15 protein-coding genes are annotated in these 15116 nt (G+C 32.8%); 9 read left to right on the forward strand and 6 right to left on the reverse strand.

Annotated elements, in window-relative coordinates:
* Positions 1 to 713 precede the first annotated feature (713 nt).
* The 3 genes from M1F14_RS02640 to M1F14_RS02650 form a co-directional block, all read right to left on the reverse strand.
* Complete coding sequence (locus tag M1F14_RS02640; protein ID WP_042848593.1) at positions 714 to 911, reverse strand: hypothetical protein; 198 nt, start codon at positions 909 to 911, stop codon at positions 714 to 716.
* 462 nt (positions 912 to 1373) lie between these two features.
* Positions 1374 to 3761: a hypothetical protein gene (locus M1F14_RS02645; protein ID WP_181468926.1), complete on the reverse strand. Its 2388-nt coding sequence runs from the start codon at positions 3759 to 3761 to the stop codon at positions 1374 to 1376.
* Between the two features lie 75 nt (positions 3762 to 3836).
* Positions 3837 to 3926 (reverse strand): hypothetical protein, encoded by a 90-nt coding sequence (locus M1F14_RS02650; RefSeq protein ID WP_220129033.1) that lies wholly within the window; start codon positions 3924 to 3926, stop codon positions 3837 to 3839.
* A gap of 351 nt (positions 3927 to 4277) precedes the next feature.
* Here M1F14_RS02650 and M1F14_RS02655 point away from each other — a divergent pair, with 351 nt between their 5' ends.
* The 4 genes from M1F14_RS02655 to M1F14_RS02670 all read left to right on the forward strand — a co-directional run bounded on the left by M1F14_RS02655 (position 4278) and on the right by M1F14_RS02670 (position 8014).
* Complete coding sequence (locus M1F14_RS02655; RefSeq protein ID WP_042848594.1) at positions 4278 to 4649, forward strand: hypothetical protein; 372 nt, start codon at positions 4278 to 4280, stop codon at positions 4647 to 4649.
* Positions 4650 to 4659: 10 nt separating this feature from the next.
* Positions 4660 to 6153, forward strand: a complete 1494-nt coding sequence (locus M1F14_RS02660) for an EscC/YscC/HrcC family type III secretion system outer membrane ring protein (RefSeq protein WP_072065725.1) — start codon at positions 4660 to 4662, stop codon at positions 6151 to 6153.
* Complete coding sequence (gene sctD / locus M1F14_RS02665) at positions 6150 to 7364, forward strand: type III secretion system inner membrane ring subunit SctD (protein WP_048605564.1); 1215 nt, start codon at positions 6150 to 6152, stop codon at positions 7362 to 7364. The genes M1F14_RS02660 and sctD overlap by 4 nt, the downstream gene beginning before the upstream one ends.
* A 239-nt stretch (positions 7365 to 7603) precedes the next feature.
* Complete coding sequence (locus M1F14_RS02670) at positions 7604 to 8014, forward strand: hypothetical protein (RefSeq protein ID WP_048605565.1); 411 nt, start codon at positions 7604 to 7606, stop codon at positions 8012 to 8014.
* A gap of 129 nt (positions 8015 to 8143) precedes the next feature.
* Here M1F14_RS02670 and M1F14_RS02675 read toward each other — a convergent pair whose 3' ends face one another.
* Positions 8144 to 9715, reverse strand: coding sequence for an ATP-binding protein (locus tag M1F14_RS02675; RefSeq protein WP_181468925.1), 1572 nt, complete (start codon positions 9713 to 9715; stop codon positions 8144 to 8146).
* A gap of 679 nt (positions 9716 to 10394) precedes the next feature.
* Between M1F14_RS02675 and sctR the strand changes: the two genes are divergently transcribed.
* Genes sctR through M1F14_RS02700 form a run of 5 tightly spaced genes read left to right on the forward strand, consistent with a single transcriptional unit; the run spans position 10395 to position 13633 of the window.
* Positions 10395 to 11045 carry a type III secretion system export apparatus subunit SctR gene (gene sctR, locus M1F14_RS02680; RefSeq protein ID WP_042848599.1) on the forward strand — a complete coding sequence of 217 codons (651 nt, stop codon included), beginning with the start codon at positions 10395 to 10397 and terminating at the stop codon, positions 11043 to 11045.
* 17 nt (positions 11046 to 11062) lie between these two features.
* On the forward strand, positions 11063 to 11332 hold the full coding sequence (gene sctS, locus M1F14_RS02685; RefSeq protein ID WP_042848600.1) for a type III secretion system export apparatus subunit SctS: 270 nt from the start codon (positions 11063 to 11065) through the stop codon (positions 11330 to 11332).
* Between the two features lie 4 nt (positions 11333 to 11336).
* Positions 11337 to 12113 (forward strand): type III secretion system export apparatus subunit SctT, encoded by a 777-nt coding sequence (sctT, locus tag M1F14_RS02690; protein ID WP_042848601.1) that lies wholly within the window; start codon positions 11337 to 11339, stop codon positions 12111 to 12113.
* Positions 12106 to 13170: an EscU/YscU/HrcU family type III secretion system export apparatus switch protein gene (locus M1F14_RS02695; RefSeq protein WP_042848602.1), complete on the forward strand. Its 1065-nt coding sequence runs from the start codon at positions 12106 to 12108 to the stop codon at positions 13168 to 13170. The genes sctT and M1F14_RS02695 overlap by 8 nt, the downstream gene beginning before the upstream one ends.
* Complete coding sequence (locus M1F14_RS02700) at positions 13139 to 13633, forward strand: hypothetical protein (protein ID WP_181468923.1); 495 nt, start codon at positions 13139 to 13141, stop codon at positions 13631 to 13633. The genes M1F14_RS02695 and M1F14_RS02700 overlap by 32 nt, the downstream gene beginning before the upstream one ends.
* Positions 13634 to 13701: 68 nt before the next feature.
* Here M1F14_RS02700 and M1F14_RS02705 read toward each other — a convergent pair whose 3' ends face one another.
* Entirely contained in the window at positions 13702 to 14667 is a 966-nt protein-coding gene (locus M1F14_RS02705; RefSeq protein ID WP_129467235.1) for a FliM/FliN family flagellar motor switch protein, read from the reverse strand.
* Positions 14654 to 15115: a hypothetical protein gene (locus M1F14_RS02710; RefSeq protein ID WP_042848605.1), complete on the reverse strand. Its 462-nt coding sequence runs from the start codon at positions 15113 to 15115 to the stop codon at positions 14654 to 14656. Before M1F14_RS02710 ends, M1F14_RS02705 begins: the two co-directional genes overlap by 14 nt.
* Between the last annotated feature and the right edge of the window lies 1 nt (position 15116).

A 15116-nucleotide genomic window follows, 5' to 3' on the forward strand; every position in this document is an offset into this window, starting at 1 on the left:
GCTCACCATCAACCAAAACAATCTGCTCATTGCTTGATTAAAGCCATCACCGAAAAGTCCCAAGCGCGGCCGAGGTCATGGTCGAATTAAAATAAGCAATCATCTCGGAAGACAGAACCGCCGTACACTTAACCCCCAATTTAAATTTTTCGAAATTGAAATTTATAATTAGATAGCTCTAATAATTCTAAACGCTTTAAGGTGGTTAGGTTACGCCATAGAACTCGGGTTTTTAATTCTCACTATACTCAATCAGCACTGTCTAAGACAGCCAATAAAGCCCTTACTTAACAAAGAACCATATTCATAACTATCCTTGAGATTTTCCCATGAAACTCTTTTTTAACCTTTCATGTTAGGAAGTCATGTAAAAAACCATTATCTATATTATTCCTTTATTATATATAACCTAAAGACAGTTCTATAAGTTTAGATATTTTTTTATATTCAAACTTTCGTTCATTACTTGGGTGCTTAACCAGCTTTAAACTCACAGCGGTTGAACTATTAAAAATGTGTAATCTACACATACAGTAAAAAACCATTTACACCCTATTTAAATTATAAATAAGAGTGAGATTTCTAGACATTAACTTATTATCAATAATATTTAGTTAGTTTAAAATATGTTTTTTAGATATTAAATTTATATTTTTTATATTAAATGGCCCCTTTCGGGGCTATCGGTGTCATTATAAAATACTGAGATAGTATTATCGAGTTAGAGTAATTCGAGTGCGCGATTTTAACATTTCATTTTGATCCTCTACTTTGTTTTCATCAAGTGCTTTTCTAGTTGCCTCAATAATAAAGGAACTAAGAGATAAGGAAGTATATCCGTTTTTTTTAAAGTATTGATATTTTTCTATATATTCAATTGGAATATTGATTAACTTTGCTTTTTTTAACATAAAATCACCATTGCGTTGATTTATAACCTTGTATGTATCTGTGTAGAAATGTGACTAACATCATCTAAATTTAAGGTGAAACAATATAAAACGATTAACAGTTCTAAACAAAAAATAAAAAGTAACAAATATTAAATATCAATATTATTCATACATTTAGGAGAAGCTATCCATCTTCCCTAAAATCAACCGAATAGCTAGATTAGATACACACATTACCATAACTGGCTTTACATCTAACTCACTTTTAAAAATAGACCTCAGCCATTAGCAGCAATCATTAAATTATCTTTCATATCATAAACGAATAGTTAGTGTGCTTGATTTAATATTATAAATATATTTATAACCACTATAGAAATATTGATTGATATCCGAACCCCTTATCGGATATCAATACCGGTTCATTACCCGCACGGATAGCCCATTTATCAGGCACAGGCCCTCACAAGGTTCCTGCCTTTAGTGCTCCTTTCTGCGGTTTCCTATCTCTCTTAAGATTTCATTAAAGATACGGTCGAAACTATTTCTCATAGTATTAGTTTTTGACTCACTAACTATCTCACCTTTTGGTAAAAAATCGGCTGAGTCAAAATCTATCACAAAGAACTCGCCATTATTATATATGATGTTCCCCTTATTTATGTCGTTATGTGAGATCCCATGACTTTGCAATAAAGAAGATAGTTTCTCAGATGGTTTACTCGTTTTAATTGCCGTCTCTATTTCTTCTAATAACTCAGGGTTAGATAAGTCTTTAATACTACTTAATACATACCCATCTATTTTCTTCAATTTCACTGACACCGTTGCAGAACCATCTTTGTATGGAGTAACTCTTACTGTACCTGAACCTTTTCCATAATACCGATTAAATCCTTCTGCATTTTTTTTTGCTGAAGAGAGCCTACTTTTGTGAGTCTTATTAATTCTGCTCTTATAGATTTTGCTAACAAACCCATCCCCTATATCATAAACCTCACTTAAACTTCCTGTACCAATGACTACTGGTTGTATCTTAGATTGGTTTTTTATATGAGACATTGCCACTTTTTCTGGCATGCCAACACTTTCCATCATATTTTCTAGAGGCGTATTTATATAATTAAATCCTCGTTCCCTACTAAAACAAACAGGGGTTATTTTCTTACTACCAAATATTTTTTTACCCGTAACCATAAACTGTGGCTCATCTATCCAACCCTGTGAGCTAATTAACTTGAAATAAACATTATCGTATTTTAGATAAAGTGTCCCTTTTTCCGACTCATATAATCCAGGATTAGTTTCAGATGGTTTAATCCCTCGGATTCGTCTTTCGGGGACCCCATTATTCCTGTTCTCATTAAGCTTGCTTATCAGCCCGTCAGAAAAATGTAAGCACGAAGAACCCGGTGATCGCCCCAGTCGACATGGTGAGTAGTTTACGGATAATTTCTTCTTTTCATTGACAATGAAATATCTTTTACCGAACCGAGACACCTTTATGTCAGCACTGTCAGTTTTTATAACACCACTTAAACTCGCACTCCTTCCATTTTCTGGGATGTAACGATAGAACTCATAACCAATTTTTATTGCATGAAAGGATCCTGCAGATGTTTGACTTGTTACGGTATAGATACCATGCTGATTTGGGCTTATTGAAACCAGTGTTTTTTTGTCTATGCTCCCATTTAATAGTTTACCTATCCTAAATGGGAAGTAAACTTTTTCACCTGATGTTTTAATGTACTTGGGAGTTCTTACCCATTGCTTATTTTTCAAAGAGTAAGATATTCTTCGGTGCTTACCATCGATATTAGTAAAATATCTACCATTTTTAATAATAAACTCTCTGTCAGTCCCTTTAATATTAACTGACAATTTGTTATTTTTAAAAGATAAGCCCTCAGGCACCCTTAACTGACCTTCAATTGTTTGTCCTTTTGAATCTTTTGGGGAGGTAGCTACGATGCTTTTACCCAAAGTAATAAGTTGGTCATTTACTTCAAATAAATCATCCGTATTCAGTTGTTTATTATCGATGCTATCCGCTATCATTCTGAATAGAGCCCCACCCAATCTTTGTGTAACCACAAGTGGCTGACTACCAGGTAGCAATGCTGTAATTGCCGATATCGTTTTGTCTACCTTTGAGGTTATCGATAAAAGATTTACCCTTTCTTCTGGGGTTGGGCATCCGTAATTATTATTATAATAATGAATAACCTGAGATTCCTTTGCAAGTTCACTTACTGGGTTCCTTAAAGTTTCACCAATCTGTCTGAATACATCTGGGCGGGATAAGTTTTGTCTTTTTTCAAAACACGAAGAATCCAACTTTACGGTTTTAACATCATCAGGTTCAGGTGGAGGGGTCGTCGTTTTCTGTTTAAAAACCGCATATCTAGATGACCGATTTTTTATAGGCAGCTTTTTTTCTTTATCTTGATATCCTGCTGCAGGTAATACACTGGCCTCTTGGATGGTCTCCCAGAAGTGATTACTGTTAGCCGATTGCTCAACATTTTCAGACATTGAAGGTTTCATTTCGCTCTCGGATACCGTTGTTGGGCTAGTTGCAACAACAGGGGTATAGGTTAACTGAACTTCGGTTAGCAACATTAGCAGTGGGGCTGCTATACCCTGTCGCGGATTTGTAGTCTGATACGATGATCTGCTCAACTGTTCATGAGAATTGACAACTCTGCTAATACTTCGTCCTAAAAGGTGTGTTTCATCCGGAATGGCTGAATGGTCAGAGTTTATGCCCCGAGTATGTTCTATAGGGTTCATCCTAAAACTATTGTGCAGCTTATTCTGATAAGCTCCTGCTGTAACTCTGTACTGCAACGCTGATATTGGCATAATTAGTCCTTTTAATTAAAACGGCGTGCTTATCGGTATTTACGATTTTTGATTGCAGCCCCAAGGCATACGTTTTTAATATCCTTTGAGAAATTTATAGGCAGCATGACGATTACAGATTGGTGAATAATAGACATCTACTGTCTCCCTATTTTTATCAATCACACGGTAAAGATAAAAGCATTTACCCGTTATCCTTCATATAGGTTTTATTAAGTTGCCATAAAAAGACAGTACAAATAAATTGATATGTTTTGATGATATCGTTCCAATCACATATTTAATCTAAAACTTATCATGAAAAGCCAGTGGAATATCTATAGCCCCTATATATTTAAGATAATAATTTATAGTGAAATATTTTTTGCTAATCAGAAAGTTAATTAATATTATATTTTTATACTAAAAAATAAAACTGGCTGAAATATAAATAAATATAATTCAGGGTATTACCTTATATCTTAAATTCTAAAACGCTTCAAAATACGCTTCTATTTTTATCATTGTAGAGGTTATATGAAACTCCCAGCTCCATTCATAGCCCAAGAAAACATAAAACAGATAACTTCACTAACCGATAGAGTGCTCCTTGATATTAATGGTACCCCAGCGTGGGTGGGGAACTATGCTTATGGTATGTGCTTAGCGATAGATACTGGCTTACAAAATATAAATACAAAATGGCTAATGCATGTTTGTTTATGGCTGGCATCTAAGTGCAGTTTTACTGATGATAGCCTTATTTTAGAATCTAACCGTTTATATTTACTACGTCATTACAGCAAAGAACTAAATCATCAGCAGTATAAAAAGCTAATATATCAACAGACTAAACTAGTTAAATGGCTATTTAAACACTATACAAACACGATATTAACCGATAATTAGAACTAATATAATGATAAGAATATTATTTGTTTTTATAACAATAGCTGCCTTACATTGCTATGGGGCTTTAGCATCGACAATACCATGGAAAAATGACTCACTTTTTTTTATTTCGAGTAGAGGAAGTAAGCTTTCAGAAGTCCTACGTGATTTCGGAGCAAATTATAATATTCCTGTAATTGTGAGTAATCAAATAGATGATATTTTTGTCGGGACCATCCCTAAAATGCTCCCTGAATTAGCATTAAATAAGATTTCTCGTATGCATAAGCTCGCTTGGTACTATGATGGACAAGCACTTTATTTCTACAAAGCTCAAGAAGTAAGCTCCGAACTTATAGCTCCAACTTATTTAAATATAAATACTTTTATTCAGCAATTAAAAAACAGTAATATATTAGGTCAACCTTACTGCCAAGCTAGTATTATTTCTGCATCTAATACCCTACAAATACAAGGTGTTCCCATATGTATTCAACGCATTGAGACAATGGCAACCCGTATTGATGCACAAAAATTAAATCAAGACCAAAACCAAGAAGAGATCCGTGTATTTCCTCTCAAGTACGCTAATGCAGCGGATGGAAATTATGAATATCGAGGCCAAAAAATTATTGTCCCCGGCATTATTAGTGTCCTAAAAGATATGGCTCAGGGCCGAACATTACCATTATTACAAAACCAAGGGCAACCATCTCCAACAGATAGCAATCTTCCTATGTTTTCTGTAGATCAAAGACAAAATGCAATTATTATTCGTGATAGAAAACTAACAATGCCACGCTATGCCTCACTCATAACTCAATTAGATAAAAAACCAGTTATTATCGAAATATCAGTGCTCATTGTTGATGTTAATGCCGAAGACTTAAGTACATTGGGCATTGATTGGTCAGCATCCGCCCAAATTGGCGGTGGAAATATAAGCTTAAATAATAACGGAATACCTGATACCAGCAGCTTCTCTTCTATCGTTTCTAATACTAGTAATTTTATGATTAAACTCAATGCACTTCAGCAAAATGCTAAAGCACAAATATTATCTCGCCCTTCAATTGTAACATTAGATAATAACCAAGCTGTTCTAGATAGGAGTATCACATTCCATACAAAACTCATAGCTGACAATACAGCAAAATTGGACTCGATATCAACAGGCTCATTATTACGGGTAACACCTCGGCTAATTGAAGAGCAGGGAAAAAAAGAAATCATGCTAACCCTATCAATTCAAGATGGTAGGCAAATCCATTCAACTAGTGAATTAGAACCACTACCTCAAACACTAAGTTCTGAAGTTTCTACCCAAACTCTTTTGCAAGCTGGGCAAAGCTTATTATTAGGTGGTTTTGTACAAGATGAGCATAGTGAGGGTGAACGCAGAATCCCATTGCTTAGTGATATTCCTATTATTGGAGGTTTATTTAACTCTTCTCAAAAAAATAATCGTAGCACAATACGCTTGTTTCTTATTAAAGCACAGCCAGCCAACCTATACCAATGATGAAACCTCTTTATAAATTAAAATGGCTAAGTGGAATATTAGCGGGTCGAGAATTAGCACTCCCACTCGGTGAAATTCGCTTAGGGGGAGAAACACCTGATATCGCCTTACCACTAGAGTTAAATGCGGAAACACTATTGATCGTGAATGAACAAGGCATTCGCTTGTCTCAGCCTGTTCCCCTTTGGGTAGATGGGTTGCCTTGGGAAACTAATGAGCTATTGCCTCAAAAAAGAGTGATAGACCTCGCTGGATTAGTCTTTATATTTGGAGATATAGAACAACCATTACCAACATTAGCAATTCCGCTAAGAAGAAATAAAAATAAAACTCACGTTGTTACACTAACAATAGCCATCATTTTTTTATTCTTAGTACTCCTTGCTATAGGGATCTCAACTGACATATCTCCAGAAAATGAGGAGCCATTTGATAAAGTTATTTGGTTAGAGCAACAAATGAAACAACCAGATCACCTAGGTTTGCAAGCAAGCTTTGATAATAATGGCATAATTCATCTCAGCGGCGTATCAGTTTCAAAAAATACGATTTATCAACTACAAGAGCAATTAGCCCAATTTGGTTTCTCCTTTTATAATAAAAGCATCGATGTTAGCACACTACATAACCTAGTTCGTCAAACACTAGAAATGAATGGTTATCATGATATTGATATTACTCAAGGTAATAGCTTAGATAGCGTGAAAATTTATGGTGATATTCAATTTGATAATCATTGGCAGCAAACACAAACTCAAATAAATCAAATTAGTTTATTAAAAAGTTGGGTTGTCATTAATGACCGCTCAGAAGAATTTAAAAAAACACTCCATTTTCTTGATTCAGAATCACTTTTAGAGGGACTGAATATTTCAATTGAAAATAATAAATTATTAGTTAGCGGAAAAGTTCCAGATAAAGATTTAGAAAAATTAAATATTATCATTAGTGATTTCAATAAGTCACAAAAAACAAGAATGAAAATAAACTATCAAAACATTCCTAACAAAAATATTATTGATGAATTTTTACCTGGGAAAATTATAAGTATTGGAGGTAATGATGAATATATTTACCTACAACTATCTAACAATATGAGACTATATAAAGGAAGTATTTTACCAAATGGCTATAAGGTGTATTCTCTCAGTATGAATACTCTAATGTTAATATATAAACAAAATTTTTTATCAATTCCAATTAACCTTTAAATATAAAAAAATGTCACAGTTAACGAGTTTAGAACGTAAATTAAAACAAGATAAATCAGGTGGCTATCGTGATGGCCTATTATTCAGAATCAATGCTTCTAAAGAAGACCTGACTAATAGACTGAATGAAACAAACAATTCAATATTGAGAGAGAAAATATACCATATCTTAAACTCTCATTACCAAGTAGAAGAAATCATTGTCATAATATGGAAACGCTATCATCCGGAGGTACTGAATGTATATTGATTTAGCTGAATTAGTTACTAGTGCAATTAGCCATATAGGGCGTGAAGATATACTTCAAAATAATAAAATTGATAACCACTCTGCAATCACTATTAGTTTACATGAGATGCCTGACATTAATATATTCACGGTAGATGAGATGCCCATGATATGGTCAGTATTAAGCCCCAAAGATGAACTGAATACTGCTTTACATAGTGAAATAATATTGTCAAAATTAATGGATAATACTAACCAATATTTTTACTTTGGGCAGCCTGCCTTATTAAATATTAATGACTATATAGAATTGAGAGCTGTTTTTTCACCTTTTGCTTTAAAAAATGGAGAATCCGCAGCAGATGCAATAAATACTTTCGTCTCTTTCATGAGTAAAATTATTAATTTATGTAAACAGTAAAACAAAATAGAAATTTCATTATAACTTCGCCCGTTTTTTTATATTTAAAATATAAAAATACATTTAAAATGATAAATGATTAGTCGATAAATCATTTATCATTTACATATTAATTTAAATAAATAAAAATTAGCAATAAAGAGATATTTGCTCTAATAAAATATGCTTATCTTTCTCAGACCATTCACCAATTTTAACTTTGCTCTCTAAGTACTGGCAAGCATCATAAATACCATTTATACCTGTCAACGCTGCGCACCCTTTTATTGAATGCAATACTGCTAAAAATTTATTTCCCTGTTTTTCATGCCATGCAATTTCAATTTGCGTTGAAAACTGTTCAAATGTTGATTTAAACCTAGACCTCAAATCATCACATTCATTGATATTAATTATGGCATCATTTTTTCTTTTATTTTGAGCTAATTCAATCCCCCTTCCCAACTGAATCATAATAACTTTTTCAATAAGATCAGATAATCTATCAATATTAAATGGCTTCAATAAACAATCATTAAACTTCACATTTGTATTATCATTATACTGTATACCTCTATCCCCCGCTGTTGTGGCAATAATAGGAGTGTCATTGTCTAATATTTCATTTTCTAATGTTCTCCAACGTAAAAGCGTTTCAAACCCATTTTGCATTGGCATATTCAAATCCATTAGAACCATGTCATAAATGTTTTTTTTGCCTAAATCAATAGCTATAGAACCAGAACTTGCTAAATCTACTTGATGCCCCATATTTTCCAATATTATTTTTATTATATTTTGATTCAGAGAAACATCATCAACAACCAAAATTTTTAATGACCATAAAGTAGAAGACGCTAAGTTATGTTGCTTCCCTTTATGTTTCCTATTAAATCCAGATGAATTATTACAAAAAAAGCCAGATGGGACATTAAAATCTGAATAGTCTAATAACTTTCTCTTTCCTAAGTTCAGATTAATTTCCCATAAACGTAATTGTTGACCAAAGCCAATATATTTTATAGCTGATGAATTAAACACTTTCCTTAAACACTCATCGCTTTTCATTGGAATATATAATTTAAAATGAGTTCCTTTCCCTAACTGACTTTGTATTTTTATTTTACCTTTCATTAGCTTAATAAGATTTGCTGATATGCTTAACCCTAACCCACTGCCATTTTCATTTAAATTCACCTTAAAGAATGGTTTAAATATTTTATTTTGTTGGCTGATATCAATACCTATTCCAGTATCAATAATATCGAAAACTAAATTAGATTTATCTATACCTACTTTAATCTTTATAGAACCTTCAGTTGTAAATTTAATCGCATTTCCAATTAGATTAATAAGTATTTGCATTAAACTTATTTGGCTTACCCTTACCTTTTTAGGAGTATCTGGATAAATATACGTTGATAACGCTAATCCTTTTCTTTTTGCCTCAAAACTAACAATGACCATGACCTTATCAATAAGCTCAAATAAATCAACCAATTCATAACCTAAGTTATAGTTTATCTCTTTAAAATTGAATGAATTATTAATAACATCTAGCATATAATCAGCAGATGTACGCATGATTGCTAATAAATTTTGTTGCTGATGTGTTGGTGATGTCTGTTGCAATAACTCTAAAGCACCAATAATACCATTCATCGGGGTTCTTATTTCATGAATAATACTTTCGCTTATTTCAGCCATATGATCTTTTTTCATTGGTTTACCTATAATTTTACAGACAGAGATTATAAAAATATCATCTAATAATCTATAGCCCTGAGATATTCAGTCAGAATTAATTTTTCTCCCATACATTTTTGGTATAATACAAAACAATAAATCATTCACAAATACAAATAGTAACAAAACAAAATTAAATAATATGTCACCCGCCAGATAATTTTCTTGATAAATATCATTCCTTGTAAAAAAATGAAATTATCAATAAGTATACAACATGAATTTTAATTATGATTAAATTTAAAAAAGCAACAAAAAAGTAATGTTTGAATATACTTGAAATATCACTAATATAACTTATCAATATAGAAATGATAAAATTAATTTTGTAATTACTTTATTGAAACACACAAAACAATTACTATATTTAACTGTTAACTATAATTACATTCACCTCATAAACATTTTAATCAGGATAATATCACAAATAAAACATGGAATTATTTCTAGCATAAATAAAAATACGATATTTATATTAATATACAGTTACACTTTAGCGTAACCAACCATATAAATTAACAACTTATCCATAAAAAATAAACATTGAACAATGGTGAGGGAACTAAAAGCCTTATAAACTCAGGCTTTTACCTTATACTCAAAAACAGCATCCAACCTCATAATATCATTCACATAATATTTCTGGAATTTTTAGATGCCTTTATTAGACCAGCCATTACAATTGATTCTTATATTATTTATGCTATCTATTTTTCCTTTAGCTCTCGTATTAGGTTCGTCATTCCTAAAAATAGCGATTGTATTTTCTTTACTGCGTAATGCATTAGGTATCCAGCAAACACCACCAAATATCGCAATCTATGGCTTAGCACTCGTCTTAACCTTATTTACAATGGCCCCTATTATTCTTGCTATCCAAAGTAATTTAATTAATGAGCCTATAGAAATAGAATCACCGCTATTTATTCAGAAAGTTGAAAGAAATATATTATTACCTTATAGAGAGTTTCTTAAAAAAAATACAGACCCTGAACAACAATTTTTTTTTGCCAATATCGGTCATCAAATTTGGCCTGAAAAGTATCATGATAAAATTCCAGATGAATCTTTACTTATCCTACTCCCCGCTTTTACCGTTAGCCAACTTATTGAAGCCTTTAAAATAGGTTTATTGTTATTCCTACCGTTCATTGCAATCGACTTAATTGTTTCCAATGTATTACTCGCAATGGGAATGATGATGGTTTCGCCGATGACAATATCTATGCCCTTAAAACTATTAATTTTTGTATTGATGGGGGGCTGGGAAAAATTACTTAGGCAACTGATTCTTTCATTTTCGTAACACTAAGGCCATAAATAATGAGTGAAACTATGGTAATCCAATTAGCAAAACAAATGATGTGGCTTGTTTTACTTTTATCTTTACCTGTCGTCGTCGTCGCATCATGTGTGGGAATTTTAATTAGTTTGTTACAAGCATTAACCCAAATACAAGAACAGACAATTCAATTTCTTGTCAAGTTAATTGCTGTTTCTATTACACTTGCAATCAGCTATCGCTGGATGGGTGACGTAATTCTTACTTATGCAGATCAAGTTTTTGACATGATACTTCATATGAGGGAGTAAGCTCTTGACCATCTGGATTGAATACCTACCCATCCTTGGACTAAGCATGTTACGCTGCTTAGGTGTTTTTCTTCTTGTTCCTTTGCTGAATAGCTCTAACCTAGGCGGTACTTTAGTTAGGAACTCACTACTTTTAGTGATTATATTACCTATTGCTTATATGTACCCCAATTGGACCCAATCTAACCTTAATATTAGTGGATACTTATGGTTAATTATTAGTGAGGTGAGCATTGGGTTAATACTCGGTTTTTGTGCTGCAATTCCCTTTTGGGCAATGGATGCAGCAGGAACAATAATAGATACCATGCGCGGTTCTTCAATGGCAAGTATCATTAACCCATTATTAGGGCAACAATCCTCGCTATTTGGAGTGTTATTTAGCCAAGTATTTAATGTTATTTTTCTTATTAGTGGAGGTTTTAACCAACTAATAGCGGCTATCTATAATTCCTATATTTCTATCCCACCAGCCAGTACATTAAATTATCATATTGATGCTTTTTCTTTTATCTCCAGTTTATGGCAACTCATGTATGAACTAGGTATTCGCTTTGCAATGCCAGCCATAGTCGTCATCGTCTTAGTTGATATGGCTTTAGGGTTAATTAACCGCTCAGCGCAACAACTTAATGTTTTCTTCTTAGCGATGCCAATCAAAAGTGCATTCTCCTTATTAATGCTGATTATCTGCTTCAGTTTTGCGTTCCAACATTTATTGGCCTATAGCCTAGACTATTTGAATATCAGCCTAAATTTATGGGACTTTTTCAATGAGTGAGAAAACAGAAAAGCCCACATCGAAGAAAATCAAAGATGCGCGAAAAAAAGGCCAAGTAGCGAAAAGTAATGAAATAACCAGCGGTATGCAGCTAGTCATTTTACTGACTTATTTTAGTTTTGAAGGCCCTGAACTTTGGAATGCCTTAAAATTGATGATTAATACTAATATTAATTTTATTAACAATGATAGTCATTTAGCGATTGGCCAGTGGCTAAATACTTTCTCTTCTATCGTGATCCGTTTTACTGGTGGTTTAGCCGGCGTTATCATATTGACGTCTGTTTTTACCATAATGGCTCAAGTTGGGCCATTATTGGCAACAGAAGCGTTAACACCATCATTTAAAAAACTCAATATATTATCTAATTCAAAACAGATGTTCTCAATGCAGAATCTATTTGAATTTGTTAAATCTATATTTAAAACAGTAACACTAGCACTTATTTTTTACTTGTTACTAGCTCAAAACACTAATTCAATACAGTTTTTACCTTTGAACCCTGTTATTAATGGCGTTATTTTATGTATTCATTTACTTTACTGGATGATTTTAACTCTAATTGGATTCTATATTATATTTGGTATTGCTGACTTCGCATTTCAGAGATATAACAACACCAAGAAATTGATGATGTCTATTGATGAAATTAAAAAAGAATATAAAAATAGTGAAGGTAACCCTGAATTAAAAAGCAAACGAAAAGCAATACACCGAGAAATTCAAAGTGGGAGCTTATCTAAAAATGTCGCTAAATCAACGGTCGTGATTAAGAACCCAACACATGTTGCAGTATGTCTGTATTATAAAATTAATGAAACACCATTACCGAAAGTCATTGAAGTCGGCTTTAATAGCCGAGCCTTAAATATTATTAGGTTTGCAGAGAAATCAGGAGTACCTATTGTAGAGAGTATTGATTTAGCCCGTGCATTAGCGAAGAAAACCTCAGTAGGTCATTATATTCACCCAAGCTTATTTGAACCTGTCGCTAATATTTTGCGTATGGTTATGAATTTAAGCTATGAAAAAGAAAACCCCAAAAATGAAGATTAAACTCATTCTTTTAATAATACCGTGTATGGCGCTAATCGCTTGTACTACCGTAAAAAAAGAGCCTAATAATGAGCGTCCATTAATTGATGATAACACATTGAATTTAAACAATAAAAATACGGAAAACACTTTAACCTGGAGTGAGTTTTTTGACGAAATCTCTTCCAACTCCGAATTGAAAATTATGGAGTCAAATTTAGATGAATATAATAATAGCCTTGAAAATAAAATAAACAACACATTGATTAATAAAGAAAAAAATATCGACAATATAAATCTAAATAAGGTTTCAGAGGAGAGAAATGATATATATAAATTTAATGAAGATGACGAAGCAGATGAATTACTTGATATTGAACCAATATCAGAAAATAACACTAATATAGCAAATAAATTAATTTCATTATTTTTATCATCACCGCCCACAGACAATCATCATTTATCACCTGATGATGAAATTTAATTTATTGACTGCTTGTTAGCCTATTGCCTCAACAAGCAGTCAAGCTTAACCTGCCACTATAAAATCAATTAGCATAATGTATCTATTCTAACCGCTAATCGTTCCCCTATGCGTAATAGTGTACCAAAAGCAAAAATACGATGACCAACTTTTAATGAAACAGGTGTATTATATTGTTTTTCACTTTCAAATAAGTACCCCGGCCGGATCTGGCTTAGCTCATTAATTGAAATATTCAAATTAGCAACTTCCACTGAAACAGGAATCAATGTATTTGAAATTTGATTATCTGTATTGGCTAAGCTATCTGTAGGTATATCAATCCAGTCATCAAAAGTATCCATTAATGTCTCCACGCTAAATATGCCTGACTCGCCATCTTGACAAACAATGGCAAGTGGACGATGAGTAAAAAGAAAAAACTCTCCACGGGTAATCTCTGCTTGCTGTTGAAGCACCAGCGCATTACCTTCTTGTATAGAATATATTTGCTGACTATTTAATAAACACCAACCCGCCACTAACTTTGCCCCAATCATAATTGGCGAGCTTATTTCTTGTTCATCAGTTATCGAACCGTTCTCTATGAGTACCTCTAACCAGCTATCAGGGGCTTCAATAACGTGAAAATTAAGTATTCTATTATGATGTTTCGCACACAACTGCCACCCCACGCCTTGCGGTAAAGAGCCCGTGCTTATCTGTTTAACTGTTGGCCACTGAAAATCATCAATATCAATGCATGCCTTGAGAGTATCTATTGTCCATATCGCGAGTACGTCCTTAAACTCATCAGAAACCATAGAAAATGATGGAATAGCAAGTACTGGACTAACCCATTGACACCATTCATTTTCATCTACCCAAAAATCAATAGAATTACCATTTATACAAGTTGTCAGTAACAAACCGATTGCCAAATTCCGATGCTCAAATGTTAAAGATAGAGTTCCTTCATCGCCGATTAATTGACAACCTGTACCTACTGCACGAATAAGTTTTGCTGTTCTATTATTAATTTCAGGTATCGGCATGATTAACCTTTAAAAAAATCGAGCAATTAAATTTTATCGAAAGCCCCCTTTTTATTTGCTCAATAATTTTATTCAACTCTTGATTATATAAAGAAGTATTCAAATAAAGACAAATAGATATACCTACCTCATTATAATCAGCCTCAATAATCATCCCTGCTAATGGACCATTTGTTAAACACCACTTTAATTGATTATTTTGATTGTTAGAACAATTCAACGATAATTTTTTCAGTAACTGCTCACATAATTCAGCGCTATTTGACACATCAATATAACTTAAACACTTTCGTTCTTGTGTTATATCATTATTATTGCCCCCTCCTTTTATTGGAATAGTCAATAATTCTTCAAACTGATGTTGAGCATCTTGGTGAGATGCCGTATCGTCCATACCATTATTTAATATAATAACATTGCGGCGTGATGACATTACTTTAGTACACATA

The organism is Providencia sp. PROV003, assembly GCF_045040775.1.
GTDB classification, from domain to species: domain Bacteria; phylum Pseudomonadota; class Gammaproteobacteria; order Enterobacterales; family Enterobacteriaceae; genus Providencia; species Providencia huashanensis.

What these genes read in the sequence shown, in the direction of transcription:
- M1F14_RS02640 (WP_042848593.1), bottom strand. Translation starts at nt 911, where the DNA reads ATGTTAAAAAAAGCAAAGTTAATCAATATTCCAATTGAATATATAGAA.
- M1F14_RS02645 (WP_181468926.1), bottom strand. Translation starts at nt 3,761, where the DNA reads ATGCCAATATCAGCGTTGCAGTACAGAGTTACAGCAGGAGCTTATCAG.
- M1F14_RS02655 (WP_042848594.1), top strand. Translation starts at nt 4,278, where the DNA reads ATGAAACTCCCAGCTCCATTCATAGCCCAAGAAAACATAAAACAGATA.
- M1F14_RS02660 (WP_072065725.1), top strand. Translation starts at nt 4,660, where the DNA reads ATGATAAGAATATTATTTGTTTTTATAACAATAGCTGCCTTACATTGC.
- sctD (WP_048605564.1), top strand. Translation starts at nt 6,150, where the DNA reads ATGATGAAACCTCTTTATAAATTAAAATGGCTAAGTGGAATATTAGCG.
- M1F14_RS02670 (WP_048605565.1), top strand. Translation starts at nt 7,604, where the DNA reads ATGTATATTGATTTAGCTGAATTAGTTACTAGTGCAATTAGCCATATA.
- M1F14_RS02675 (WP_181468925.1), bottom strand. Translation starts at nt 9,715, where the DNA reads ATGAAAAAAGATCATATGGCTGAAATAAGCGAAAGTATTATTCATGAA.
- sctR (WP_042848599.1), top strand. Translation starts at nt 10,395, where the DNA reads ATGCCTTTATTAGACCAGCCATTACAATTGATTCTTATATTATTTATG.
- sctS (WP_042848600.1), top strand. Translation starts at nt 11,063, where the DNA reads ATGAGTGAAACTATGGTAATCCAATTAGCAAAACAAATGATGTGGCTT.
- M1F14_RS02695 (WP_042848602.1), top strand. Translation starts at nt 12,106, where the DNA reads ATGAGTGAGAAAACAGAAAAGCCCACATCGAAGAAAATCAAAGATGCG.
- M1F14_RS02700 (WP_181468923.1), top strand. Translation starts at nt 13,139, where the DNA reads ATGAAAAAGAAAACCCCAAAAATGAAGATTAAACTCATTCTTTTAATA.
- M1F14_RS02705 (WP_129467235.1), bottom strand. Translation starts at nt 14,667, where the DNA reads ATGCCGATACCTGAAATTAATAATAGAACAGCAAAACTTATTCGTGCA.
- M1F14_RS02710 (WP_042848605.1), bottom strand. Translation starts at nt 15,115, where the DNA reads ATGTGTACTAAAGTAATGTCATCACGCCGCAATGTTATTATATTAAAT.